The sequence below is a fragment of the Pseudomonas sp. MF6396 genome, assembly GCF_002018915.1.
Classification (GTDB): domain Bacteria; phylum Pseudomonadota; class Gammaproteobacteria; order Pseudomonadales; family Pseudomonadaceae; genus Aquipseudomonas; species Aquipseudomonas palmensis.
In genome coordinates this window covers 205,605-229,488 of record NZ_MVOK01000009.1, presented here as the reverse complement: position 1 = coordinate 229,488, position 23,884 = coordinate 205,605, and the positions used below count along the sequence as shown (strand labels likewise).

The 23,884-nt window shown below is 63.5% G+C and carries 19 protein-coding genes; 7 read left to right on the top strand and 12 right to left on the bottom strand.

Annotated elements, in window-relative coordinates; translation table 11 throughout:
- Positions 1 to 38 precede the first annotated feature (38 nt).
- The gene (locus tag MF6396_RS12095) at positions 39 to 1,220 is read right to left on the bottom strand and encodes a porin (RefSeq protein WP_043860154.1); all 1,182 of its coding nucleotides are present in this window, start codon (positions 1,218 to 1,220) and stop codon (positions 39 to 41) included.
- Positions 1,221 to 1,557: 337 nt separating this feature from the next.
- On the opposite strand from MF6396_RS12095, the gene MF6396_RS12090 reads away from it, so the two are divergent.
- Together MF6396_RS12090 and MF6396_RS12085 are read left to right on the top strand one after the other, a co-directional pair.
- A complete protein-coding gene (locus MF6396_RS12090; RefSeq protein ID WP_078480432.1) occupies positions 1,558 to 2,628 on the top strand; it encodes an enoyl-CoA hydratase/isomerase family protein in 1,071 nt (356 codons plus the stop codon).
- Between the two features lie 16 nt (positions 2,629 to 2,644).
- The gene (locus MF6396_RS12085; protein ID WP_043860156.1) at positions 2,645 to 3,796 is read left to right on the top strand and encodes an acyl-CoA dehydrogenase family protein; all 1,152 of its coding nucleotides are present in this window, start codon (positions 2,645 to 2,647) and stop codon (positions 3,794 to 3,796) included.
- Positions 3,797 to 3,863: 67 nt separating this feature from the next.
- On the opposite strand, the gene MF6396_RS12080 is transcribed toward MF6396_RS12085, so the two are convergent.
- The 3 genes from MF6396_RS12080 to pedF are packed head-to-tail and all read right to left on the bottom strand — an operon-like array spanning position 3,864 to position 5,995.
- Positions 3,864 to 4,790, bottom strand: a complete 927-nt coding sequence (locus tag MF6396_RS12080; RefSeq protein ID WP_078480431.1) for a quinoprotein relay system zinc metallohydrolase 1 — start codon at positions 4,788 to 4,790, stop codon at positions 3,864 to 3,866.
- Between the two features lie 8 nt (positions 4,791 to 4,798).
- Positions 4,799 to 5,554: a quinoprotein dehydrogenase-associated SoxYZ-like carrier gene (locus MF6396_RS12075; protein ID WP_043860158.1), complete on the bottom strand. Its 756-nt coding sequence runs from the start codon at positions 5,552 to 5,554 to the stop codon at positions 4,799 to 4,801.
- 3 nt (positions 5,555 to 5,557) lie between these two features.
- Positions 5,558 to 5,995 (bottom strand): cytochrome c-550 PedF, encoded by a 438-nt coding sequence (gene pedF, locus MF6396_RS12070; RefSeq protein WP_043860159.1) that lies wholly within the window; start codon positions 5,993 to 5,995, stop codon positions 5,558 to 5,560.
- A 273-nt stretch (positions 5,996 to 6,268) separates the two neighbouring features.
- Here pedF and exaA point away from each other — a divergent pair, with 273 nt between their 5' ends.
- Both exaA and MF6396_RS12060 read left to right on the top strand, forming a co-directional pair.
- Positions 6,269 to 8,140: a quinoprotein ethanol dehydrogenase gene (gene exaA / locus MF6396_RS12065; protein ID WP_043860160.1), complete on the top strand. Its 1,872-nt coding sequence runs from the start codon at positions 6,269 to 6,271 to the stop codon at positions 8,138 to 8,140.
- 102 nt (positions 8,141 to 8,242) lie between these two features.
- Positions 8,243 to 8,893, top strand: coding sequence for a pentapeptide repeat-containing protein (locus MF6396_RS12060; protein ID WP_043860161.1), 651 nt, complete (start codon positions 8,243 to 8,245; stop codon positions 8,891 to 8,893).
- Positions 8,894 to 8,910: 17 nt separating this feature from the next.
- Here the strand turns inward: MF6396_RS12060 and MF6396_RS12055 are convergent, their stop codons facing one another.
- Positions 8,911 to 9,555 carry a response regulator gene (locus tag MF6396_RS12055; protein ID WP_043860162.1) on the bottom strand — a complete coding sequence of 215 codons (645 nt, stop codon included), beginning with the start codon at positions 9,553 to 9,555 and terminating at the stop codon, positions 8,911 to 8,913.
- 156 nt (positions 9,556 to 9,711) lie between these two features.
- Between MF6396_RS12055 and MF6396_RS12050 the strand changes: the two genes are divergently transcribed.
- Both MF6396_RS12050 and MF6396_RS12045 read left to right on the top strand, forming a co-directional pair.
- Positions 9,712 to 10,248: a PQQ-dependent catabolism-associated CXXCW motif protein gene (locus MF6396_RS12050; RefSeq protein ID WP_078480430.1), complete on the top strand. Its 537-nt coding sequence runs from the start codon at positions 9,712 to 9,714 to the stop codon at positions 10,246 to 10,248.
- A 45-nt stretch (positions 10,249 to 10,293) separates the two neighbouring features.
- A complete protein-coding gene (locus MF6396_RS12045) occupies positions 10,294 to 10,959 on the top strand; it encodes a response regulator transcription factor (protein WP_043860164.1) in 666 nt (221 codons plus the stop codon).
- Here the strand turns inward: MF6396_RS12045 and MF6396_RS12040 are convergent, their stop codons facing one another.
- The gene (locus MF6396_RS12040; protein ID WP_078480428.1) at positions 10,960 to 11,763 is read right to left on the bottom strand and encodes a hypothetical protein; all 804 of its coding nucleotides are present in this window, start codon (positions 11,761 to 11,763) and stop codon (positions 10,960 to 10,962) included. It abuts the gene before it with no gap.
- A 592-nt stretch (positions 11,764 to 12,355) separates the two neighbouring features.
- On the opposite strand from MF6396_RS12040, the gene MF6396_RS12035 reads away from it, so the two are divergent.
- Positions 12,356 to 13,429, top strand: coding sequence for a 3-deoxy-7-phosphoheptulonate synthase (locus MF6396_RS12035; RefSeq protein ID WP_043860165.1), 1,074 nt, complete (start codon positions 12,356 to 12,358; stop codon positions 13,427 to 13,429).
- Positions 13,430 to 13,540: 111 nt separating this feature from the next.
- Here MF6396_RS12035 and MF6396_RS12030 read toward each other — a convergent pair whose 3' ends face one another.
- The 6 genes from MF6396_RS12030 to MF6396_RS12005 all read right to left on the bottom strand — a co-directional run bounded on the left by MF6396_RS12030 (position 13,541) and on the right by MF6396_RS12005 (position 23,877).
- The gene (locus tag MF6396_RS12030) at positions 13,541 to 14,863 is read right to left on the bottom strand and encodes a hypothetical protein (RefSeq protein WP_078480427.1); all 1,323 of its coding nucleotides are present in this window, start codon (positions 14,861 to 14,863) and stop codon (positions 13,541 to 13,543) included.
- A gap of 206 nt (positions 14,864 to 15,069) precedes the next feature.
- Positions 15,070 to 16,350, bottom strand: coding sequence for a hypothetical protein (locus MF6396_RS12025; RefSeq protein ID WP_153046087.1), 1,281 nt, complete (start codon positions 16,348 to 16,350; stop codon positions 15,070 to 15,072).
- Positions 16,351 to 16,361: 11 nt separating this feature from the next.
- Positions 16,362 to 17,591 (bottom strand): hypothetical protein, encoded by a 1,230-nt coding sequence (locus tag MF6396_RS12020; RefSeq protein ID WP_153046086.1) that lies wholly within the window; start codon positions 17,589 to 17,591, stop codon positions 16,362 to 16,364.
- A 119-nt stretch (positions 17,592 to 17,710) separates the two neighbouring features.
- On the bottom strand, positions 17,711 to 18,721 hold the full coding sequence (locus MF6396_RS12015; protein WP_078480423.1) for a hypothetical protein: 1,011 nt from the start codon (positions 18,719 to 18,721) through the stop codon (positions 17,711 to 17,713).
- A gap of 23 nt (positions 18,722 to 18,744) precedes the next feature.
- A complete protein-coding gene (locus MF6396_RS12010; RefSeq protein ID WP_078480422.1) occupies positions 18,745 to 19,668 on the bottom strand; it encodes a hypothetical protein in 924 nt (307 codons plus the stop codon).
- Between the two features lie 72 nt (positions 19,669 to 19,740).
- The gene (locus MF6396_RS12005; RefSeq protein ID WP_153046085.1) at positions 19,741 to 23,877 is read right to left on the bottom strand and encodes an RCC1 domain-containing protein; all 4,137 of its coding nucleotides are present in this window, start codon (positions 23,875 to 23,877) and stop codon (positions 19,741 to 19,743) included.
- Between the last annotated feature and the right edge of the window lie 7 nt (positions 23,878 to 23,884).

The window sequence follows — 23,884 nt, the reverse complement described above, 5'->3', positions numbered from 1 at the left end:
CTGTGGGCGCCGCCTTGCCAGCGAAGGGGCGACGCGGTTTACCAGGTCAGCACGGCACCCAGGGCCAGCGTATCGGTGTCTTCGTTCTGGCTGCTGCCCTCATGCCCGCGGATTTCGAACTGGTTGTATTCGGCTACCAGGGTGAGGTTGGCATTGATGTCGCGGAACAGCGCGATGCCGCGGGTCTCGTAGTCGGCGCCGGTGTTGACCGCGCCGTTGCCGTCGTCCTTGGTCTTGCCGTACGACAACGCCAGGCGGTTCTTGCCGAACTTGTACGAGCCCTGCATCAGGTAGCCCTTGCTGTCGACCTCGCGCAAGGTGGCTTCCCCGGCGTTGTTGGTGAAGAACGGGTTGATGCCCTTGGCGGTGAAGCCGGAACCGGTCAGCGAGAAGGCGCCCATCTTGGCCTGTACGCCATAGCCCAGGCCCTTGGAGGTCACCGAGTCGACGTTGTGGTCGGTGTTGTCCGAGGTCTGGTAGCCACCGTTGATCCAGCTGTAGATCTTGGCGCCCCCCAGGTCGAACTGGTAGGTGATCTCGCTCTCGGTGCGCGGATTCTTCTGGTAGGCCTTGCCCACCGCGCTGTCATCGTTGGTATCGACCGGGTCCATGATGCCCACGGCGATGCGCAGGCCATCCATCACCGGGGTGCGGTAGGTGATCTGCGCAGTGGGGAACGGGTACGGGTAGCCGGTGCCGATGTTGCCGAACGATACGCCGCCACCGTCCACCAGGCCGAGGGTGTCACTGACCTGGCCATAGCCGGCCAGCAACTCGTCGAGCAGGATGTTGGAACGGGCGAACAGGCCGAAGTCCTTGCCGATCAGTACCTCGCCCCACTCTGAATTGGTCACGGTGCCGTAGAACTGACGCACGTCGATGGCCGTGTCGGTGCCGTTGGTTTCACTGTCGTTGATGGTGACCCAGAACGAAGCGCGCCCGCCCAGCTTGAGGTCGTCGATCTGACGGGTCATGTTGAAACCCAGGTAGTTGGGCAGAAAGCCCATCTTGACCCGGGACTGGCGACGGTCGAACTGCTCGCCGTCACGGTCGACCTTGCTGTTGACGTAGAAGGCGTTGATGTAGCCGTCGGTGGAAAAGGTCGTGTCGTCCTTGTCGTACAGCATGATCTCGGCCTGGGCCAGCGGGGTCAGGCCCAGCGCGGCAAGGCTCGCCACCAAGGGCAGGAAACGTGTATGGGCATTCTTATTGTTGTGCATGACGCTCTCCGCAAACGGGTGGACGGTTGTCGGAGGCGATTATCGAAAAGCGGCGCCGCGCGCCCTACGCTGCCTTGGGGGCAAGGCGCTGCTGCTTTGGCGAGGCGCGAGGTGCCAGGCACCGGGGAACTAATCCTGTGTTCGCCAGTGTCACAAGGCTAAAGTGCCAGCACCCGGTCCGGATGGCCGAGACCACCATGCAAAAATGCAGACAGGCACTGCAGTTTTGTCGATTGTAATGGGCAAAATTGCACTGTTACGATCCGACGATCCTTGAATTCATCTCCACGGCGCGACAAATCATGTGGAAAATCAATAACAAAGCAGGGAGACAGCGATGACCGCGCAAGCGCATTCCCCGGTCGATACCAACGTACTGGCTACCGTACGCAACCATGTAGGCCATCTGACCCTCAACCGCCCCGCCGGCCTCAACGCCCTGACCTTGCCGATGGTGCGTCAGCTGCAGCAGCAGCTCGACGCCTGGGCCGTCGACCCGCAGGTTCACGCAGTGGTACTGCGTGGCGAAGGCCCCAAGGGTTTCTGCGCCGGCGGCGACATCCGTTCGCTGCATGACAGCTTCAAGGCAGGCGACAGCCTGCACCGCGACTTCTTCGTGGAGGAGTACGCGCTGGACCTGTGCATTCATCACTACCGCAAGCCCATCGTTGCCCTGATGGACGGCTTTACCCTGGGCGGCGGCATGGGCCTGGCCCAGGGCGCGGAGCTGCGTGTGGTCACCGAGCGCAGCCGCCTGGCCATGCCCGAAACCGGCATCGGCTACTTTCCGGACGTGGGCGGCAGCTATTTCCTGTCGCGCATCCCCGGTGAACTGGGCACCTACCTGGGGGTGAGCGGCGTGCAGATCCAGGCGGCCGACGCGCTGTACTGCGGGCTGGCCGACTGGCATGTCGACAGCGCCAGGCTGAGCACCCTGGATGAACGCCTGAACACGCTCAAGTGGAGCGAGCACCCGCTCAAGGACCTGCAGGGCGTGCTGGCCAGGCTGGGCACCCAGACCATGGACAACCCTCCCCTGGCTGCACTGCGCCCGGCCATCGACCACTTCTTCGCGTTGCCCGATGTGGCCAGCATCATCGAGCAACTGCGTGCCGTGACCGTCGGCGACAGCCACGAATGGGCACTCAAGACCGCCGACCTGCTGGCCACGCGCTCGCCCCTGGCGATGGCGGTGACCCTGGAGATGCTGCGCCGCGGGCGCCACCTGAGCCTGGAGGACTGCTTTGCGATGGAGCTGCACCTGGACCGGCAATGGTTCGAGCACGGCGACCTGATCGAAGGTGTACGCGCGCTGATCATCGACAAGGACAAGCAGCCTCGCTGGAACCCCGCCACCGTCGCCGAGCTTTCACGCTCGCGGGTGGATCAATTCTTCGAAGGCCTGTGAGGGCCGGAGTACGCACATGCAAGACCTGGAACTGACTGAAGAACAGATCATGATCCGCGACATGGCGCGCGACTTCGCCCGTAACGAGATCGCCCCGCATGCCCAGGCCTGGGAAAAGGCCGGCTGGATCGACGATGGCGTGGTGGCCAGGATGGGTGAGCTGGGCTTGCTGGGCATGGTGGTGCCCGAGCAATGGGGCGGCAGCTACACCGACTACGTGGCCTATGCACTGGCGGTGGAAGAGATTGCCGCCGGCGATGGCGCCACCGGGGCGTTGATGAGCATCCACAACTCGGTAGGCTGCGGCCCCCTGCTCGCCTATGGCAGCGACCTGCAGCAGCAGACCTGGCTGGAGCGTCTGGCCACCGGCCAGGTGATCGGCTGCTTCTGCCTTACCGAACCCCAGGCCGGCTCCGAGGCGCACAACCTGCGCACCCGTGCCGAGCGCGTGGGTGATGAGTGGGTGATCAACGGGTCCAAGCAGTTCGTCAGCAATGCGCGGCGCGCGGGCCTGGCGATCGTGTTTGCGGTGACCGACCCGGAGCTGGGCAAGAAAGGGTTGTCGGCGTTTCTGGTTCCGACCGACAACGAAGGTTTCGTGGTCGATCGCAGCGAACACAAGATGGGCATTCGCGCCTCGGACACCTGTGCGGTGACCTTGAACAACTGCCGTGTGCCGGCAGCCAACCTGCTGGGCGAGCGTGGCAAGGGCCTGGCGATCGCGCTGTCCAACCTTGAGGGTGGGCGTATCGGGATTGCGGCTCAGGCGCTGGGCATTGCGCGTGCGGCGTTCGAGGCGGCGCTGGTGTATTCGCGTGACCGCATCCAGTTCGGCAAGCCGATCAACGAGCACCAGAGTGTGGCCAACCTGCTGGCCGACATGCAGGTGCAACTCAATGCGGCGCGGTTGTTGATACTGCATGCGGCGCGTTTGCGCAGTGCGGGCAAGCCGTGTTTGAGCGAGGCTTCGCAGGCCAAGCTGTTTGCTTCGGAGATGGCCGAACGGGTGTGTTCCAAGGCCATCCAGGTGCATGGTGGGTATGGTTACCTGGAAGACTACCCCGTGGAGCGATACTACCGCGATGCGCGGATCACGCAGATCTATGAGGGCTCGAGCGAGATTCAGCGCATGCTGATTGCGCGGGAGTTGAAGCACTATCCGTTGTAAAGGCACGGTTTGATGTGATGCCGGGCCACCATGGCCTGTCAGCCTTGTTGGCCCGGCCCCAGACCTTCTAGCGATCCACCCGCTTGAGCACCTGCCGCTCATACTGCGGGTACAGATGGCTCACGCTGCGAATCAGCTCGTACTGACTCAACGCTATCCCCGCAAACCGCTGGGGTATCGGCGTGGCAATCACCTCGGTCATGTCCAGCCCCTGCGCCGCACTCTCACGCATCACCTTGTCCAGCCACCCCAGGTAATCAACCATCTGCGCAAACGGCGCACGGTCCGTGGCCAGCGGGCCGTGCCCCGGCACCAGCACCTTCCACGGCAGCGCCTCGAGCCGCTGCAGATCCTGTAGCCACACCGCCAGGCCAGGGGTGTTGGGCGTGGTCAGCGCACGCTGGTAGAACAACAGATCGCCGGCAAACAACACTCCGGTCTTCTCGTCGAACACCGCCAGGTCGGCACCGCTGTGACCGGTCAAGGCCAGCAGCCGCAGCCGGTGCGAACCGAACGCACGCTCACCCGCCGCCACCTTTTGGTCGGGCAGGCGCACCTGGGTGCCACGCATCCAGTCACCTACCATGCGGTACATGTTCTCGGCCAGGCCATCCCCCTGCTCCTCCAGCAACTGCGTGGTGCCAGGCAGTGCACCGACAGGCACACCGGCAAAGGCCTGGCTGCCCAGTGCGTGATCGGGGTGGTGATGGGTCAGCAGCACCTGCACCACCGGCTGGTCGGTGACGCTTTCGATGGCTTTGCGCAAGGCCTGCCCATAGCGCAGCGACGGACCGCTGTCGATCACCACCACGCCAGCCTCGGTGACGATGAAACCGGTGTTGACGATGTTGCCGCCGTTGGTACGGGAGAAGTGCTCGGTGCTGCCCTCCAGCACATAGGTGCCGGCCGCGATCTGGCGCGGCGCCAGGCGATAGTCCAGGTCGGCCAGGCTCGGCAGGCTGACACACGCCAGCAACAGCAACAGTACTCGCATCACGGTCCTCACTCGATGGCAGCGTCGAACTGGTTGCCGTTGTTGTCACGCAGCACCAGGCGGGTAGCCCCCTGGTTGAGCAGGTCGAAGCCCAGGCTGGGGTTCTCGCTCACGGCAGGAAACAGTTCGAGGGTGGCCAGCGACTGGCCCTGGGCATCGAACAGCTCGGCGTGTTCGATGAAGAATTCGGGGATGCCGCCAGTCAGGCCGTTATCCATCGGATGCGACACGTCCAGGCGCACGCGGCTGAAGGCTTCGCGCGGGTAGCGTGCACCCAGTACCTGGCCCAGACGCTCTTCCCAGCCGGGCTGGCTGCGTACCACGCTGGGCGCCGTGCAGCCACCGCCGGCGGCATCGATCAGGCTCGAACCGATGTGCCAGGTACCGTCATCGGTCAGCACGGCCGCCCGCAGCGGGGTGGCCTGCTCGATGCGTATGCGCACAGCCAGCCACGGCAGAACCTGCGGGCCGGGATGGAAATCGACGACCCGCGGTATCGGGTTGAGTTCGGCCCACACGAGTATGCGCTGCACCTTGCCCGGCAACGCCCGGGCATCGACCTGCAACGGCACCTGTCGGGCGTCCTCGGCGAATGGCGGGGCAATCACCCGCACGCGCTCATCAAAGACGTAGGGCTCATCCTGGAGCCACTGTTTGCGATAGAACTCCCACATCACCGACGGCACCGGATCGGCACCCGGCTGTATTGCACAGGCCGGGCCGGCCAGCAGCAACGCGGCCAACAGCAACGGTACCCGGCGCATGGCCTATTCCTCGATGTGCACGCTGTCAAGGTAGGTACGCACCGCCCACAACGCTTCCTGGCTCAGGTAGTCGGCCATCTTGGGCATGTACACGCGCCCGTCACGCACCGCGCCGTTGCGTACCCGCTCCACGAACCATTCATCGCCCGCCTCGCCCTCGTCCAGCAGGCGCAGGTCGGGGGCGATGCCACCGGACTTGGCTTCCAGGCCGTGGCAGGCCGCGCAGTTCTGGTTGTAGGCCGAGGCGCCGATGGACACTGCCTCGTCATGGTTGGGGCCGTTGCGGTAGGGGTTGGTTTCACGCCACTCGTCACCGAGTTTTTCCAGGGTGCCGGTGTTGACCGCCGACGGGGTCACGTTGCCATGGGCGAACACCGCCCCGGTACTCATCAGGCCGGCCATCAGCACGGCGCTCATCCAGGCGTTTTTCACTGTTGTCATTGTTCTGCCCTCGACTGCTTTGTCTGTACGGTTTGCACGCAGGCACCTCGCGATGCCGGGGTGCTGCCGGGCATCTTAGAAAGCGCACTCCAGCGCCCCCATGCTGCTTTGGTGGTCGCGTGCTACTCCCTTGGTAGTAGGGCTTGTGGGGCAGTGCCAAATCATGCGCCGACTGGGACATTTTCCCGCTCAGGGCGGGAGTTTTTCCGTATCTGCGCAGGCGGCGACGATCCAGTCTAGGCAGGCACAAAACCTCCATTGGGAACACCCACTATGACAATAAGATCGTTACCCGCCGCGCTTTCCCCACTGTCCATGGCTGTGCAGGCCGTCCTGCTGGTCTCGAGCCTGGCCCTGGCACCAGCGGCCAACGCCAAGCCGGTGACCTGGGAAGACATCGCCAACGACCACCTCAACACCCAGAACGTGCTGCAGTACGGCATGGGCACCAATGCCCAGCGCTGGAGCCCGCTGGCCATGGTCAACGACAAGAACGTGTTCAAGCTGACCCCGGCCTGGTCGTACTCCTTCGGTGACGAAAAGCAACGCGGCCAGGAATCCCAGGCGATCATCAACGACGGCGTGATCTACGTCACCGGCTCCTATTCGCGGGTGTTCGCCCTGGATGCCAAGACCGGCAAGCGTCTGTGGACCTACAACCATCGCCTGCCGGACAACATTCGTCCGTGCTGTGACGTGGTCAACCGTGGCGCTGCCATCTTCGGCGACAAGATCTACTTCGGCACCCTCGATGCCCGCGTGATCGCGCTGAACAAAGACACCGGCAAGGTGGTATGGAACAAGAAATTCGGCGATCACAGCGCCGGCTACACCATGACCGGCGCCCCGACCCTGATCAAGGATCAGAAGAGCGGCAAGGTGCTGCTGATTCACGGCAGCTCCGGTGACGAATTCGGCGTGGTCGGCCAACTGTATGCCCGCGACCCGGAAACCGGTGAAGAAGTGTGGATGCGTCCGTTCGTCGAAGGCCACATGGGCCGCCTGAACGGCAAGGACAGCACCCCTACCGGCGACGTCAAGGCCCCGTCCTGGCCGGACGATCCGACCACCGAGACGGGCAAGGTCGAATCCTGGAGCCACGGTGGCGGCGCCCCATGGCAAAGCGCAAGCTTCGACCCCGAAACCAACACCATCATCGTCGGCGCCGGCAACCCTGGCCCGTGGAACACCTGGGCACGTACCTCCAAGGACGGCAACCCGCACGACTTCGACAGCCTGTACACCTCGGGCCAGGTCGGCGTCGACCCGACCACCGGTGAGGTCAAGTGGTTCTACCAGCACACCCCGAACGATGCCTGGGACTTCTCGGGCAACAACGAACTGGTGCTGTTCGACTACAAGGACAAGGACGGCAAGCAGTACAAGGCCACCGCGCACGCTGACCGCAACGGCTTCTTCTATGTGGTGGACCGCACCAACGGCAAGCTGAAAAACGCCTTCCCGTTCGTGGACAACATCACCTGGGCCAGCCACATCGATCTCAAGACCGGTCGCCCGGTCGAAAACGAAGGCCAGCGCCCTGCCAAGCCATTGCCAGGCGAAACCAAGGGCAAGCCGGTGGAAGTCTCGCCACCGTTCCTGGGCGGCAAGAACTGGAACCCGATGGCCTACAGCCAGGACACCGGCCTGTTCTACGTACCGGCCAACCACTGGAAAGAGGAATACTGGACCGAAGAGGTCAACTACAAGAAAGGGTCGGCCTACCTGGGCATGGGCTTCCGCATCAAGCGCATGTACGAGGACCACGTAGGTTCGCTGCGTGCGATGGACCCGACCACCGGCAAGGTGGTGTGGGAGCACAACGAGCGCCTGCCGCTGTGGGCCGGCGTGCTGGCCACCAAGGGCAACCTGGTGTTCACCGGTACCGGCGACGGCTACTTCAAGGCCTTCAACGCCAAGACCGGCGAAGAGCTGTGGAAATTCCAGACCGGCAGCGGCATCGTTTCGCCACCGATCACCTGGGAACAGGATGGCGAGCAGTACATCGGCGTGACCGTCGGCTACGGCGGTGCAGTACCGCTGTGGGGTGGCGACATGGCCGAGCTGACCAAGCCGGTGGCACAGGGTGGATCGTTCTGGGTGTTCAAGATCCCGGCCTGGGATACCAAGACCGCCAAGCGTTGATCTGAGCGTTTTCGCGGGTCAAGTTCGCCACCACAAGGGATCACCAGACCTGTGGGAGCGGGCTTGACCCGCGTCTGCTTTCAAACTGCCAAGGAGATTCCCATGAAGTATCTGCCCCTAGTGCTCGCCGTCGCCCTGTCCCCGGCTTTTGCTGCCGACGACGAACTGGAACCACAGCCGCTGAAGATCAACGGCTGCATCATCCAGCCTGAAAGCCAGTGCCCCGGCGCCAACCTGCAGAACGCCGACCTGAACAACCAGGACATGCGCAAGATGAACCTGGCCGGTGCCGACCTGCGTGGCGCCAACCTGCGTCACGCCAAGCTCGACCTGGCCAACCTGGAGAAAGCCAACCTGCAAGGCGCCAACCTCACCCGTGCCAGCCTGCAGCAAACCAACCTGCGCGTGGCCAACTTCACCGATGCCACGCTGATCGCGGTCCAGGCCTGGGGCATGTACGCCCAGGGCGCCAACTTCAATGGTGCCAACCTCAGCGCCGCCTACCTGGAGTTTGCCCGCCTGTCCGGCGCCAAGCTGCACAATACCAACCTGCAAGCCGCCGACCTGGAAATGACCTGGCTGAGCAGGGCCGACCTTGTGGGGGCGAACCTGGCCGATGCCAACCTGCAGGAAGCCAAGTTCGGTGAAAGCAACCTGGAGAAAGCCGACCTGCGCGGCACTCGCCAGCACTACGCCAACTTCCAGGACAGCAACATGGAAGGCTGCCAGGGTTGCCCGAGCACCTGGGACTAGGTGCCTGCGTACACAGCCTACGCCGCTATACGCAGCAGGCCGGCTTCGATTGCCAGGTGCACCAGTTCGGCATGGGAGCTGACCTGCAGCTTGCTCTTGAGCAAGGTCAGGTAGTTGGAGACGGTCTTGGCGCTGATGCACAGCTGCTGGGCTATCAACCGGGTCGGCGTGCCCTTGGCCAGCATCAGGAAGATTTCGATCTCGCGCTGGGTCAGCCCCTGCAGGCGAGCATTGCCGCCACCCTGCCCCGGGTGCGGCTGGCAGGCCAGCTGGGTGGCCAGCGGTTGCTCGATGTAGGCATGCCCCGCCAGTACCCGGCGCACGGCTTCAAGCACCACCGCCGGCGCTGCCGCCTTGGACAGAAACCCGCAGGCCCCCGCGTCCAGTGCCTGGCGAACCAGGCCCAGCTCGGTGTGTTCGCTGAAAAACAGCACGCGCAGTTGCGGCAGGCGCTGACGCAGGCGCCGGGTGGTTTCCAGGCCGCTGATGCCGGGCAGGTCGAAGTCCATGATCACCAGGCCGGGCAGTTCCTCCTGCACCTGCTGCAGGGCCTCTTCGCCGCTGCCGGCCTCGCGAACTGGCAGGCCATTGAGCCCTTCGCCCAGAAAGTGGGCCAGGCCCAGGCGGATCATCGGGTGGTCGTCGACCAGCAAGATGCCCATCGCGCAGTACTCCTGTAGTGGCTATACCCCATGCTAGAGCCGCTGGCGAGCACGGCCGCTACTACTTTGGTACTGCCCGCGCTGTCGATGGTCGCATTCACAAAGCGCCAGTACTGGCCTGTAATACCAGGCATAACAAAAACGAGACTGCCGACCATGCTGCTGCGTGCCTTGTTCGCTTCTGCCTGCCTGACCCTGGCGCTGCCCGCCAGCGCCGATACGGCGCTGTTCACTGCCGACGGCTACCGCGCCACCCTGTACCGCAGCCCTACCCCCGATAAGGCGCCGCCGGCGCAGACCCTCGATACCGCGCAGCTGCAGGCTCTGCTGCAACAGCAGCCCCCGCCGTTGCTGATCGACGTGTACAAGCGCCCCTGGCTGCATGGCCGGTTCATCGACAGCGAGCCGCATGCCAACCTCCCCCACAGCCACTGGCTGGCCAACACCGGCGATGGCCAGCTGGACGACGCCTGGGCCCGCTATTTCAGCCGCCACCTGCAGCGCCTGAGCCATGGCGACAAGCAGCGCGCCGTCGTCTTCTACTGTCGCTCCGATTGCTGGCTGAGCTGGAATGCGGTCAAGCGCGCCGATGCACTGGGCTACACGCGGCTGTACTGGTACCGTGATGGCCTGGATGCCTGGGAGAATGCCGGGCTGCCGGTACACCCCGCGACACCCGAAGCGTTCCCCTGACTACTGTCTGCCTAGCGGTCAACCACAACAATAAGGTGCAAAGCCATGTACAAGATTCTGATCGCCGACGACCACCCGCTGTTTCGCGAAGCGATCCACAACGTCATCACTGACGGCTTCCCTGGCAGCGAGGTCATGGAAACCGCCGACCTGGACAGCGCCCTGAGCCTGACCGGCCAGCATGACGACCTGGACCTGATCCTGCTGGACCTGAACATGCCCGGCATGCATGGCCTTGGCGGGCTGATCAACCTGCGCAACGAGGCGCCGACGATCCCGGTGGTGATCGTCTCGGCCGAGCAGGACAAACAGGTGGTGCTGCAGGCAATCACCTATGGCGCGGTGGGGTTCATCACCAAGTCGTCGCCGCGCTCGCAGATGACCGATGCCATCGAGCAGATCCTCAACGGCAACGTGTACCTGCCGCCCGACATCATCCGCACGCAAAAAAGCACCGGCCGGCGCAACCAGAGCGAGCATGCAGGCTTTGCCCCGGAGCTGCTGCAGGCGCTCACCCGCAAGCAGTTGCTGGTGCTCGAGCGCATGACCAAGGGGGAGTCGAACAAGCAGATCGCCTACAACCTGGATATCGCCGAGACCACGGTCAAGGCCCATGTCTCGGCGATTCTGCGCAAGCTCAACGTGCACAACCGGGTGCAGGCGATTCTCAGTGCCGGCGATATCGACTTTACCGCCTATCTGCGGCGCTGATCAGCCGGCGCCGGGCAGCGCGAGGGTCTTGCCGCTGCCCACCGGCCCCATCGTCAACAGGGTTTCGGCCAGGGTCATGGGAACGATCATGTCCTTGGCGTTCTGCGCCTTGTAGTTGATGTCGGCATCGATGTGCTGTTGCACCTGCGCCGCATAGTCGGCCGGATACTGAGCCTTCTCGATTGCCGGCAGGCTGTTGTAGTGAGCCTGCACTTGCTTGAAGAAGTCCGTCATGCGGCCGGTGGTGTTGTATTCCTGCTGCGCCTTGTCGCTGACCTCGCGACGCCACGCCTGCTCCTGGCGGCTGGACTCCTCGAACGCGGCGCGCCGTTCGTTGACCGTGAAGGTGCCGCTGTCATCGTAGGTGATCAGCGCCAGCTGCTCGCGCGACAGGCCGGCGAACGGGTTTTCAACGGTCTTGCTGCCCACGGTCAGCGTCGCGTTCACGAACGCAGTGGCCTGTTCGGCCCGGGCCAGCAGCTCGGGGTCATCGGTGGCCGGTACTTCCTTGTCGTGGGCGGCCTTGTTGGCCGAATACGCAGCGCCGGTAATCTTGTCGAGCAGCGACCTGGCCAACGCACCGAGTGCCGAATGGCTCAGGCCGGTATCGCGCTCGCTGGCACGGGTGGCACTTGCGGCCAGTTGACGGGCCAGGTTGGAGACACTGCTGGTATCCTGCCCGGCGTAGGCATTCAGGGCCCTGGCGCTGCTGCTGTTGCCATGGTTGATGCCAAGGCTGGTAGGGAGGGGGCTTGCACCGGTGGTGCGGGTGGTAATGGCCGATGTGTAGTCGTTCACATGCATCGGGAGACTCCATGTGGTGGTATGCACGTCTGTGCGGCGTGCGCTGACAACGCTCCGGTGCCAGCAATCGGGCGCAAGCCTAACGCCATTTGCCGGTTGCATCCAGTTGCGCGCCTGAAGTAAGCTCGGGCAATCAACTGGAGCACAGCATGTCGTCTATTTCCCTCACTCAAGCACTGCACACAGGTCGCGTATCGCACCTGGCGGCTGTGCCTGCGTGCGCGGCACTGTCTGCCAGCGGCTTTTATTTTGGGTATTGGTTTAGCCACAGGCGCCGCTGATACCCACACCGGCGCCCACTCCCAGGGCCGCCGAACACGAGAATACTCAACCCCCGGTCGGCCCTGCCCACCGGGGGTTTTGTTTTGGGCGCCGTACACCACCGACATCGATGAGGATTGCAGCATGAACCACAGCACCTATTACCGTTACCAAAGCCTTGCCTGGCGATTTAGCCACTGCCGTTCGGGCCAGCCAGCCGCCTCCGACCGGTCCAGTACAGGTGGCACGCAAACACCGACACGAAATCGAACATCTCGCTAGGGCCGAAGGCGCGGGACCGAACCCGCCTTCCGCCCAAGGAAACCCGACCATGCAAGCGTCCACCCAAGCCCTGAACCTGTCCCAACCCCAGGCTGTCGCAGCCAACAGTAGCCTCAACCTGCGCCTGCCCAGCCCGTTTCAGCTCAAGCAGCAACTGCCCTTGTCCAGCGCCCTTGGCGGCCAGGTCGAGCGCCACCGCCAGGCGGTGAAGGCGATTCTCGACGGCGAGGATGATCGCCTGCTGGTGATTGTCGGCCCCTGCTCGCTGCACGACCCCCACGCTGCCCTCGAATACGCCGAACGCCTGGCTGCCCTCTCCCGCCAGGTCGATGACCAGTTGTTGCTGGTGATGCGTGCCTATGTCGAAAAGCCCCGCACCACGGTGGGCTGGAAAGGCCTGGCATACGACCCGCACCTGGATGGCAGCGATGACATGCAGGGTGGCCTTGCACTGTCTCGCCAGCTGATGCTGGGCATGCTCGAACGGGGCCTGCCGGTGGCTACCGAACTGCTGCAGCCGATGGCAGCAGGCTACTTCGATGACCTGCTGAGCTGGGCGGCCATCGGGGCACGCACCACCGAATCGCAGATTCACCGCGAGATGGTCAGCGGCCTGGGGCTGCCGGTCGGATTCAAGAATGGCACCGACGGCGGCGTGGGTATCGCCTGCGACGCCATCCGCAGTGCCGCGCATGCCCACCGCCACTTCGGGCTGGATGCCCAGGGGCATCCAGCGATCGTCGAGACCCTTGGCAATCCTGATACCCACCTGGTGCTGCGCGGCGGTCACCAGGGCCCCAACTACGATGCCGCCAGCCTGGAGCAGGCACGCCAGGGCCTGCACAAGGCCGGCATCCGCCCACGCCTGATGGTGGACTGCAGCCATGCCAACAGCGGCAAGGACCCACTGCGCCAACCTCAAGTGTTCAATCAGGTGCTGCAGCAACGCTTGCAGGGTGACCGCTCGATCATCGGCATGATGCTCGAAAGCCATTTGTTCGAGGGTTGCCAGGCACTGGGCAAGGCCCCCCTGCGCTACGGTGTATCGATCACCGATGGCTGCCTGGGCTGGGGGGCCACAGAAGCTTTGTTGAGCGAAGCGGCCACTAGCCAACGCGGGTAGACACCTGTCGCCCCTCACATAGGCAGAATGTTAAGGGGCAGGCAGGTCAGACGTTCTGGTCCTGCCGGCCCAGCTTGCCCAGGGGCAGTGGGTTGGCCGCTGTCGCGTCGATTACCGAAGGGCCTGATCGTTCGGGTCGTAGATGAACAGGCGTCCATCTGTGGGCATCGGGCGCAACTGAAGCAACGGCAAGGTACGGCCCGTATCGGCGAAGTAGTCGGTCTGGAACCGCTTGCCACCTGCCAGGCCATTGCCCGTCACGTAAGAGATCGTGCTGTAGAGCAGCGCCTCAAGCGGCAATCCAAGCGGCGCACCGGCGGGCCAGGCCGCGACCATCAATTCATTCCAGCCATGAAATTCGGTGAGCTGTTGGCGGATCTCGTTGGCCACCCGAAATTCTTGCGCCGTCGGGGAGAACCAACAACTTGTGTACGGGCTGCCACGGTAGCGCGCCAACCATGCCGCTGCCGAATCGACCCCCACTGAGGCGCAGGAAGGCCGGAAGTTGCACATATCGGCCCGCCCGCTAGTGCCACCATCGAAGGGGAACACGCACCGTAGAGACAAGGGTATGGTCGCTGGCGCCGCTTCTTCGCGTATCACCAGCCCCTGCGGCTTGTAGGTACGCAGCACCTTGCTGTCGGCGCGAAAATAACTGAAGGACACGCCATTGCCGCGTACCGAACCGGGGCTCGGATCCCACGCACGGAAGCTGCCGACATCGGTCGTGCGCAGCAGTACACCACGGCAGTAGAAGGGGCCCCGATTGCCCCGGCAGGTGTCGTCGCCATTGCCGGTGTCGAGGTAGCGTGTGTTGAGCCGTGCCGCCACCCGGTAGCCATTGTCCAGTTGGTCTTGCTGACTGAAACCGAAGACCTGCCCCTGCGGTTCGCCAAGCTGCAAGCGCAGTAGCGGCAGCCATGTACCGGTGGCCTGGAAGTAATCGCGTTGGCTGCTCTGGGCGCGCAACAGACTGCCGGCTTGCCCGGGGTCATAGAACACGCCCTGGATCGCGAGTTGCCCCGGCGCCTGCGCATTCCAGCCGTTCACCACCACCTCGCCCAGGTTGGCCGCTGGCTGGGAGGCCTGGTACGGCTTGCCGTGGGCCAGCGCCGTAAAGCGATCAAACAGCAAAAACCCCGCGCCCGAGCCCAATGTCGTCGGCACATGGTCTTTGCGCACAAAGATGAAGCGCATGTCGGTGCCTTCGGCGGCGTCAGGCACCCAGAACTTCTCGGCCTGGTTGGGCATCAGCGTGCGCAGCACGATGCCGCTGCAGGCAAAGGCAGGTGCGCGCCCCACGCACTGGGACGCGGTACTGGCGTAGCGCGCATTCAGCAGCGCGGCGGTTTGTGCCCCCCCAAGGGCGTACGCTGCACCCTGTACAAGGCACAAGGTGCAGCCCAGGCACAGTGAACGCATCAGGTTCCTCATCGTCGACTCCTTGGCAGCGTGGCTGCGATCAGTGGATATCAGCTTGGATAGCCTGGTTCGTACTCGCCCGCCCGCCCCGAGAAGGCAGTGCCAGCAGAGGGTTTCAGGTACGATTGCTCACCTTCACTTCGTAGCTCACCGTGCTGCCGCGCTTGTCGGTCGCAGTGAAGCCCCCTGGTTACCTCCATGCCCTATGCCTTGCGTTGTCACAGGTTCTGGTCCAGGGGGTCGAAGGTGAACACCTGGCCGTTGGCCGCCGTCAGATCGACCCGTAGCACAGGAATGACCTTGCCGGCCTGTTGGTAGTAATCGCGCTGGATGTACCGGGCACCGCTCAGCCCGCCACTGCCACGGATAAGGAATGCAGCCTCGAGTGCCAGTTGCGGGCCGATGTTCTGCGGCCAGGACGCGATGATGATTTCGTTCCAGGCGCCGCTATGGGCACGCACTTCGATACTCAACTCGAAGGCCGCAGCACTGGGGTCGAAGGCGCAACTGCTGAAGGGGTTGGCGCCATAGCGGCTGCGCCAGGCGCTGACACTGTTGATGTTCTGCGAGGCGCAGCTGGCCCGGCAGCTGTTGGGGATGACACTGCTACTGGCATTGGCCGGGTAGGCACAGCGCATTACCAGTGTATGGCGTGCGGGTGCTGCAAGCTCGCGGTAGATGAGCCCTTCGGTACCGGCCAGGCGCTGCGTACCGACATCGCTACGTATGTAGGAGAACGACACGCCGTTGCGTGTCACGGAGTTGCTGCTGGGGTTCCATGCGTGAAAACCGGAGGCGCCATTCACTGCGCGGATCAGCACCCCGCGACAGTAGGCGGCTGCCTGCCCGTCGCGGCATCCGCTCAAGGCATCCCGATAGCGGTGCTCAAGGCGCTCGGCCACGCGCCTGCCATTGTAGAGCTGCTCTTGCTGCGCGAAGCCGAACACCTGTGCCTGCGGATCGCCAGGCGCAATCCGCAGGATCGGCAGCCAGAGGCCGGTGGCCTGGTAATAGGCCAACTGATTGCGCTGAGCACAGCGCAGGCCTCCGGCCTGCGCGCTGTCATGGAACAGTGCCTGGATGGCAAGCTGCGCCGGCGCCTGTGCCTGCCAGCCAGACACCAGGACCGCCCCGGGCGATACCGGGTCTTGCACAGCCTGAAAAGCCTTGCCGAGCGCTGCTGCGCTCAGACCATCGAACAGCAGGTAGCCGCACCCGAGCGCCAGGCCCGCCATGCTGCGGTCGTTGCGCAGGAAGACAAAACGCAGGTCGCTGCCGGCGACGTCCTTGAGCGTCCAGAAATCTGCGTTCGCACTCTGCGGTACGCTGCGCACCAGTACGCCGCTGCAGACGAAGGCAGGACTTCTGCCCACGCACTGTTCCGGCGTGTTGGTGAAGCGTGCATTGAGCCACTGCGCCGTGCGGGTGCCTTCCTGCGCGTGCACCGGCGCAAGGCAGGCGCACAGCGCCAGCACACCGCACAGTCTCAAGATACCCATGTGTGTGCACCTCACTTGAGCTGCTGCACAGCGGGGTCATAGGTGAAGGGCTGCCGATTGGCGGCCTGCACGTCCAGTTTGACCAGCGGTAGCCAGCGGCAGGTCTCCTTGAAGTAGTCCTGCTGGAACGACTGCCCCCCGGCCAGGCCGTTGGTACCCCCCACCTGCCCCAGGTAATGCGCAGTGGCGCTGAAGAAGAACGCTTCGATCGGCAATTGCGCTGCAATGTCCTGCGGCCAGGTAGGGACCATGATTTCATTCCAACCGGTTAGCCCCGGGACTTTCTGGCGAATCTCGACCATCAGTTGCAAGGCCGTGGCGTCGGCGCGGAACGCACAGCTTCTGAACCGATTCCCAGCAGTGGAGGCGGACCAGGTGGCGACGCTGTTCACGGGCGGTTGTTTTTCGTCGCACCAGCCACGAAAGGTGCAGGTGTTGGTTGATACCGCATCGTGCGTGGCGCCGTCGGCGACGTACAGGCATGCGGCAGGCAGAGTGTGTACTACAGGGGCGGCGATTTCGCGAATCAGATAGCCTTGCGGCCACACCACCACCTTGATGGCCATGTCACTGCGCAGGTAGCTGAAGGACACGCCGCCGTTCTTCAGCGCACGGGGGGCCGGATTCCAGGCCTTGAAGTTGCCCGTGCCTGTCGAGCGCAACAGCACCCCGTTGCAATCGAACCCGGAGCGGCCGCTGATACAGCCAGGCCGGGTGTCGGCGTAACGCTGGTTGAGGCGCCGGGTGACCCTGTAGCCATTGTCCAGCTGATCCTGCTGGCTGAAACCGAACACCAGACCATTGCCATCGCCCAGGTGCAGGCGCACCACAGGCAACCACTGGGCCGTGGCGTCGAAGTAGGCGCGCTGGCTGCGTTGGGCTGCCGCCAGGGCACCGGCCCGGGTGACGTCGTAGAAGATGGCCTGGATGGGCAATTGCGCGGGCACCTGGGCATTCCAGGTACTGACCACCACGCCACCGGCACTGCTGTCGGCCTGATACGGCTTGCCCAGGCCCACGGCCGTCAGCCGGTCGAACAGCACGAACCCCGAAGGTGCTGCCAGCCCGTCAAGGGCGCGGTCCTTGCGCAGAAAAAACAGTTGCGCGGCATCGTCTTTCTTCCAGAACGTTTCGACGTCGCTGGCTGGCACTGCGCGCAGCAACACGCCGCTGCAGGCAAAGGCCGGTGCGCGTCCTACGCACTGTGCCGGTGTGCTGCTGTAGCGCGCATTCAACTGCATCGCTACCTGCGGGCTCCCGACGGCATGGGCGCTGCCCAGCAAAACGCACAATGCGATGCCACAAATCAGTTTGCTCGCAACGTTCATCCAGGTCGCCTCCCATGGCGCGCCGCCACTGTTCAACGAATGCCGGCCGGATAGCCCAGCTCATACTCTGTCGTGACTTCGGAACTGACCAGGTTGTCGTAGAGGTCCAGGTACACGGCCGTCTGTGCGCCCAACCCTTTGCCCCACACCCGGTACGGAGCCAGGTTCAGTGCCTCGGCGAGGCTGTTGGCCGGCGATGGGTAGAGCCGTGCCAGCGCCTCGAAATCCTCGTCGCTCGGCAGGGTGTAGCCCTCGTCGCGGGCCTTGGCCTGCGCCTGTGCCCAGGTGGATCGATACGCCGAGCTGAGCAGGCGCAGCTCACGCACGCCGCGCACACTGAGCACGTAGCTGGAACTGGCCCCTGCCGCGTTCTGCGCAGTGACGGTGATGTCGCCATTGCCCCATACCGAGACCTGTCCATCGGGATCGACCCTGGCAATGCCCGTGTTGTCCACGCGATAGGCGGTGGCCCCTGGCTGTGCACGGGTGTAGCGGGCATAGTCGGGGATGGTCGGTGGCGTCCTGGCCAGGTTGTGCTCGTCGAAGAACACGACATAGCGTCGGCTGGCCAGGTTGAGTGCCTGTGCAGCAGTGAAGCCTTCCTTGATCAGCAGGGTGACCACGCCCGATCTGCGCGGCGCCGAGCGCGGCGCCTGCGCGGTGTAGTAGACCTGCAGGGTCTTGCCGACATTGGCCTCGACATAGCGCTTTTCGATCGGCAAGGTGACGGGTTTGCCGGCATTGCGCGCCGAGATCGGCCAACTGATCGTGGTGATCGCCTGGCCTTGCGCATCGGCAAGGTAGATCGTCAAGGTGGTCTGGAACGCCAGTACTACCGCGTTGTCGTTATCAACCCCCTGGACGGTGATATTCAGCCCCGTGGCCGGTACCTTTTCAGGGTCCAGCTCGGCGCCCTGCAAGGCTGCCACTTCGGGCAGGCGAAGGGTTGGGTCCGAAGGTTGGGTAGTGTCTGCATGCGCATTGAACATGCTCGCGCAAACGCATAACACCAGTGCCGCATAGGTACGTCTGATTGCGTCCATCAACGGTTGCTCCTGCCATGGAGTCAGTGGGGCTGGCTGATGCCTATCGCGTAGCCTTTCTGGCTTGGGCTGGCGCTGCTTACCTGCAGCGTTGCCAGGTCCAGGTAGGTGGGCGAGCCGCTCGTATCAGTAACAACACCCAGAAAGCCTTTTTCCGTCATGTCCGGCAGGCCCAGGTTCTGCGCGTTCAGATAGCCCGCGAGGTCGTCTTTTGCCGCCGCGTACACAGCGCTGAAGCGACTGAAGTCGTCGGCTGTCGGCACGTCCAGGCCATAGCTGGTGGCGGCTAGTGCGGCGCCTGGGGCCTGCAGCTCGTGGTCGTAGCTCAACAGGTACAACCCCCTGACCCCTCGGACCGTCAGTGTGTAGCTGCCGATCGAGGCACCGGCAGCGTCCAGTGCGGTAATGGTGACCGGCGGATCCTCTGCATTGCCCAGCAGGCTGACCTTGCCGCTGCTGTCGACACGGGCAACCTTGGTGTCGCTGCTTTCGTAGTTGACGGCCTGTGCGGTGGTGCGGGTGAACTGTGCGTAGTCGGGCACTTCTGGCGGCGGGCTGGGCTCCTCGGCGGCGGTGCGGAACACGATGTAGTTGCGGCCGCTGAGGTCGACTGTCAGGGGCGCAGCGAAGTTCGCCTTGATGGTGAATGTCAGTACCTGCGACTTCACCCCGTCGACCTCGTAATACACGCGCAGTTGTTGGCCCTCACGGCCAAGCAATATGCTTTTCGCAATATTTTCCCACACCGCCAGTCGGTCGTTGTTCGGGGTGGGCCTTACCTCGTCGTAGAGCACCTTGTTCTGCTCGTCGAGCACAAACAGCTTCAGCACTTTGTTGTGCCAGCTGGCACTTCTTTGTACCTCTGCACGGGTGAATTCACCCACTGTACCGAGGTCGAGTGCCCCTTCGCTGACGTCGTTCATCTTTGGCACGGTGTAGTCGGTCATGTCGTCAAACTCCCGCAGGTAGGCAACCGGCGCCAGGCAGCGCCGATTGCAGGGTCATATCGCTCAAAGGCCTCAGGCGCCTGGCGCGCCAGCCCATTCGCCGTCGGCCTCGGCATTGACATCTACCCGGTGGCCGGTGGTCACCTTGTTGCGCAGCGCCGCCTGCACCGCCGCACTGTCGCCACCGCCCTGCGGTTGGCCCCACGTCACCACGCGCCCGTCTGACGTCAATGCGGCGAAGCCGTTGGAGTTGGCGTACACCGCACGCACATGTTTCAGTTGGTCGGACACCCGGCTGATATCGCCGCCGGCTTCAGAACGCCCCCAGACCGCCACGGTGCCGTCGCTGCACAGGGCGGCGAACGCCCATGCGCTGCCGGTGACCTGAATGACATTGCGCAGGTTGGCCACAGGCTGTGGCACGTTGCCGCCGTTGTTCGCGTTGCCCCAGGCCACCACCGAACCGTTCCTGCGCCGGGCACAGAAGGCATGCCAGGTGCTGGTGACCTCCACGATGTCAGTCAGACCTGCAATTTCTTGCGGCACCGAGCCGCCATGGCTGCCAGCCCCCCAGGCCACTACCTGGCCGGTGGCACGCAAGGCGCTGAATGCCTGGGCCGTAGCCCCCTCAAGGGTGACGATATCGGTCAACTGGGCGATTGCATCCGGTACCGTGCCGCCATATCCGGCATTGCCCCAGGCAACGACACGATTGTTGGTGCGCCGTGCGGCAAAGGCGGCAAAGTTGCCCTTGACGTAGTAGATGTCCTTGAGGTCGGCGATATCGTTGGGCAAGCTGCCGCCGTTGGCGGCACTGCCCCAGGCTACCAGCGAACCGTCGGCACGCTGCGCTGCAAAAGCGCTGCCGGCACCGTAGACAGCGGTGAAATCCGTCAGGTTGAGGATCCCCGGCGGAATGGTCGCGCCCTCGGGCCCCACACCCCAGGCAATGAGGCGGCCGTCGGCTTTGCGTCCGACAAACGCCCTGGCATTGCTGCGCACTTCGACGAAATTTCCGGTTTCACCTTTAGGCATGGAACCGCCCTCGCCCGCCTGGCCCCAGCACTGCACAGTGCCATTGGTCATGCGTGCGGCATACGCGCTGCGCGTGCAACTGACTTCAGCGATGTCGTCGCGGGTCTGCAATGTCGGCGGAATAGCTGCCCCGTAGGCAATACTGCCCCAGCCGACGATATCGCGCTCCCCCCCTGAGCGTTCGTTGCGCAGGGCGACAAACGCTGCACTGCCATTGACCGCGGCGTCGATTCCGTTGCCGATGATGTTGGCCGGGTTGAGCTGCACCTCATCGGTTTGCGTGCGCACGCGCAGCGCCTTCCAGGGCTGCTTGTCCATCCAGGTAGTGCCTGCGGTCCAGGTGGGCTCGTCCAGGTAACGCCATTCGGCGAGGATCGGCTGCATGCTTTGCGCATTGAATGCGCTCAGAATTCGCGAGGTACTGGAGGCGCGGTAAGTGCTCGCGCCGTAGCGGGCGCCGAAAACACGCAGGTTGCCGCTGCCTATCACACGGTTTACGAAATAGCTGTTGGACGGCGAGCGTTCCTCCGGGCCGCCGCTGCTACGCTGCAGCGTGTATTCGAGCTTGATCGTGGTGCGATTGCTGGCGTTGATCGTGGCATAGGGTACCGACACGTCGAGGGCCTTGCCCTCGTCGCCCGCCGTTACCACGATCGTGCGGTTGAAGTTGCCTGCCGGCAGCTCGCTGTACACCCGTACGGTCACCCTGTCACCGCGCAGCAATCTGGCCACGGTGTCGATCCGATACGTTGCACCATTGCGTACATCGTCCGGGTTCAGCTGGTTGTTGGCGGTCGCCTGCACGAATATCGGCAGCGGCAGCGCCGCACGCTGTACCCGCAGCGTGACGGTGCCGGACGTCTGCTCGCGGCCATCGAAGCGGTACACCACGTACTTGACCCGTACATTGGCATCGATGTTGGCCAGTACGAACCGTGCATCGATAGACTGCTTAAGCTCACGTGTCTGATCTTCCAGTATGTACAGGGTGACGCTCGTCGAGCCTTGGGGGGCATCGCCATCCCAGAGCAGTTCCACTTCATCGCCAAGTTTGAGCTGGGCCTCGGCTGGGATCGTGACCACTGCATCGCCCACAGGGCGCAGCGTGCCATTGACCGCGCCCTCCACCACCGGGTCGGGCAGCAGTAACTGGCGCTCTTTGCGACGCAACGAAAGCATGGCAGACACGCGAGTCGGCTGGCGGTCTTCGATGACCTGGTAGTACACATCGGCTGCCACTGTCAGGTAGTTGCTCCATTTGGCGTGCTCGAAGGTGAACGTCACTTGCTTGTCGAGATTGTTCTTGGTCACCTTCATCAGATCGTCGAAGAAGGTACCGCCCGCGTCGGACCACACCACCCTGATGGTCTGGTCGAGTTTCATTCCGGTGTACGGCTCGATGATCACATCGACGCTGGCGAGGACATCAGGATCCAGTTCACCGTCTTGTGCCTGCGGGCAACGGGGTGCCGGCAGTTCCAACGGCGCCACGCCCACTTGCAGCGTGAGAGCCTGTGATTCCAGAGGGCGCCCCAGGCCCTGCCGGCTTACGGTGTAGCTGACTTCGAGCGAACCGCCGCTGAGCGGCTGAATGTTCTGCGGCCCGTTCACGGCAAACGAGATGTCTTTTCCTGCGCTGGCGCTGGTGACCGTTTTGGCGTCCTTGTAGAGCAACGTGCTGCCATCGGAACCGGTGCCTCGCCAGGTGATCTCGATGAAGTCGTCCTTCTCCAGCTGGGCCGCTGCCGGTACCACCACGGTCGCCGTTGCCAGTGTGGCCTCCAGCACGCCGTCGACCGCTTCGGTCACTTGCGGGCTTGGCAGCTTGACGGCAGCGCCGATAAAGCTTGCGCCCACACGCCGGGAGGTCTGTACTACGTTGCTTTTATCAGGCTTTCTGGTGAACCAGGTTCTGCCAAAACCCCGCGCCAGCATCTGCACGTGGGCATAGGGAATCTTGAATACCAATATCCGGGGGCTGCTCAACTTTTGCGAGTAATTCAGGGCAATGATCTGGCCTTGCGCCGTGGTGCCTACCCAGTACAGGGTAATCTCATCCCTTGCCTTGAAGCCGAACACCGACAGCGCCGCCACTTGTACTTCCAGGCCATCTTGCGCCACCAGCGCCACATCGATCGGGTCGCCCTCCACGGCTTGCGAGTCTGGGTTGACGATGATGGGCGGCAACAGTTTGTTGGGGTCGATCGATACCTCGATGTAACCGCGCAATGACCAGTCGCTTGCGGGATTGAACACTTCGTCCCAGATCCAGTACACAAGCACCAGCTTTTCGCTGTCGCCGGCCTCGTAGATGAGCTCGGCATCCACCTCGATGACGAGGTCGTTGCCCACCTCGTCAGGTTGCACGATGTACTCGACGATCGAGCCGCCCCAACTCAGGCGAATGGTGTCGTACTCGCGCATGTTCGGGTACGCCGGTACGGTGACTTCCACGCCATACAGCTCGCCATCAAGGAAGTCCTTGATGTCTTCTTCACCCACCACGCCACCGATTGGAGGGCTGGTCAGAAACGGTGGCAGCAGCTTGTAGTGCCCGGCGCGATCGGGTTCAGGGTCGTTTCCGCCGGGGTACTTGAGGCGTGCCAGTACCTTGAGCACCAGCGAAGACTCCTTGTTGGTGGAGCCTGCGCGCGTGATCACGTAGTAGAGGTCGTGCACGCCCTCCAGCACCTTTTTGGCCGGGATGTAGGTTTCGATGTTCTGGCCGAGCTGCTCCTCGCGGACACTGACCTTCACCGCCGCGATGTTGCTGGTGCCATAGAACACCTCGATCAGATCCCCCGCCAGCATGTTCGGATACGGCTGCACGAATACCTGCATTCCGCGCACCGAATTGACCATCCCCTTGTTCACGCCAACCTGGGCGCCTTCGGTGTATACCGGGGTGATGTAACCTGGAATGTAGATGCGTCGCAGGGCCAGGGTGCCGGCTGCAAATCCTCCGAATGCCGGCGGCCCTCCCACTATGGCATTGAACAGGTCGATCATCGTTTGCAAGCCCGATTGGGTCCCGGGGACAATCAAGTTGTTCGTCATGAAGTTTTCTCCAATCCAGGAAGCCCGAAAGGTATGAACGGGGGAATGGGCTGGAAATGATTCAAAGGCAAAATGTACGAGGCGCACAACTGACACAAATACCAGGTGCCCGGCCAAGGCACGT

Coding starts and splice junctions, on each gene's coding strand:
- exaA (WP_043860160.1), top strand. CDS start 6,269: ATGACAATAAGATCGTTACCCGCCGCGCTTTCCCCACTGTCCATGGCT.
- MF6396_RS12060 (WP_043860161.1), top strand. CDS start 8,243: ATGAAGTATCTGCCCCTAGTGCTCGCCGTCGCCCTGTCCCCGGCTTTT.
- MF6396_RS12080 (WP_078480431.1), bottom strand. CDS start 4,790: ATGCGAGTACTGTTGCTGTTGCTGGCGTGTGTCAGCCTGCCGAGCCTG.
- MF6396_RS12015 (WP_078480423.1), bottom strand. CDS start 18,721: ATGGACGCAATCAGACGTACCTATGCGGCACTGGTGTTATGCGTTTGC.
- MF6396_RS12025 (WP_153046087.1), bottom strand. CDS start 16,350: ATGGGTATCTTGAGACTGTGCGGTGTGCTGGCGCTGTGCGCCTGCCTT.
- MF6396_RS12055 (WP_043860162.1), bottom strand. CDS start 9,555: ATGGGCATCTTGCTGGTCGACGACCACCCGATGATCCGCCTGGGCCTG.
- MF6396_RS12030 (WP_078480427.1), bottom strand. CDS start 14,863: ATGAGGAACCTGATGCGTTCACTGTGCCTGGGCTGCACCTTGTGCCTT.
- MF6396_RS12050 (WP_078480430.1), top strand. CDS start 9,712: ATGCTGCTGCGTGCCTTGTTCGCTTCTGCCTGCCTGACCCTGGCGCTG.
- MF6396_RS12090 (WP_078480432.1), top strand. CDS start 1,558: ATGACCGCGCAAGCGCATTCCCCGGTCGATACCAACGTACTGGCTACC.
- MF6396_RS12045 (WP_043860164.1), top strand. CDS start 10,294: ATGTACAAGATTCTGATCGCCGACGACCACCCGCTGTTTCGCGAAGCG.
- pedF (WP_043860159.1), bottom strand. CDS start 5,995: ATGACAACAGTGAAAAACGCCTGGATGAGCGCCGTGCTGATGGCCGGC.
- MF6396_RS12035 (WP_043860165.1), top strand. CDS start 12,356: ATGCAAGCGTCCACCCAAGCCCTGAACCTGTCCCAACCCCAGGCTGTC.
- MF6396_RS12095 (WP_043860154.1), bottom strand. CDS start 1,220: ATGCACAACAATAAGAATGCCCATACACGTTTCCTGCCCTTGGTGGCG.
- MF6396_RS12040 (WP_078480428.1), bottom strand. CDS start 11,763: ATGCATGTGAACGACTACACATCGGCCATTACCACCCGCACCACCGGT.
- MF6396_RS12075 (WP_043860158.1), bottom strand. CDS start 5,554: ATGCGCCGGGTACCGTTGCTGTTGGCCGCGTTGCTGCTGGCCGGCCCG.
- MF6396_RS12010 (WP_078480422.1), bottom strand. CDS start 19,668: ATGACCGACTACACCGTGCCAAAGATGAACGACGTCAGCGAAGGGGCA.
- MF6396_RS12020 (WP_153046086.1), bottom strand. CDS start 17,591: ATGCAGTTGAATGCGCGCTACAGCAGCACACCGGCACAGTGCGTAGGA.
- MF6396_RS12085 (WP_043860156.1), top strand. CDS start 2,645: ATGCAAGACCTGGAACTGACTGAAGAACAGATCATGATCCGCGACATG.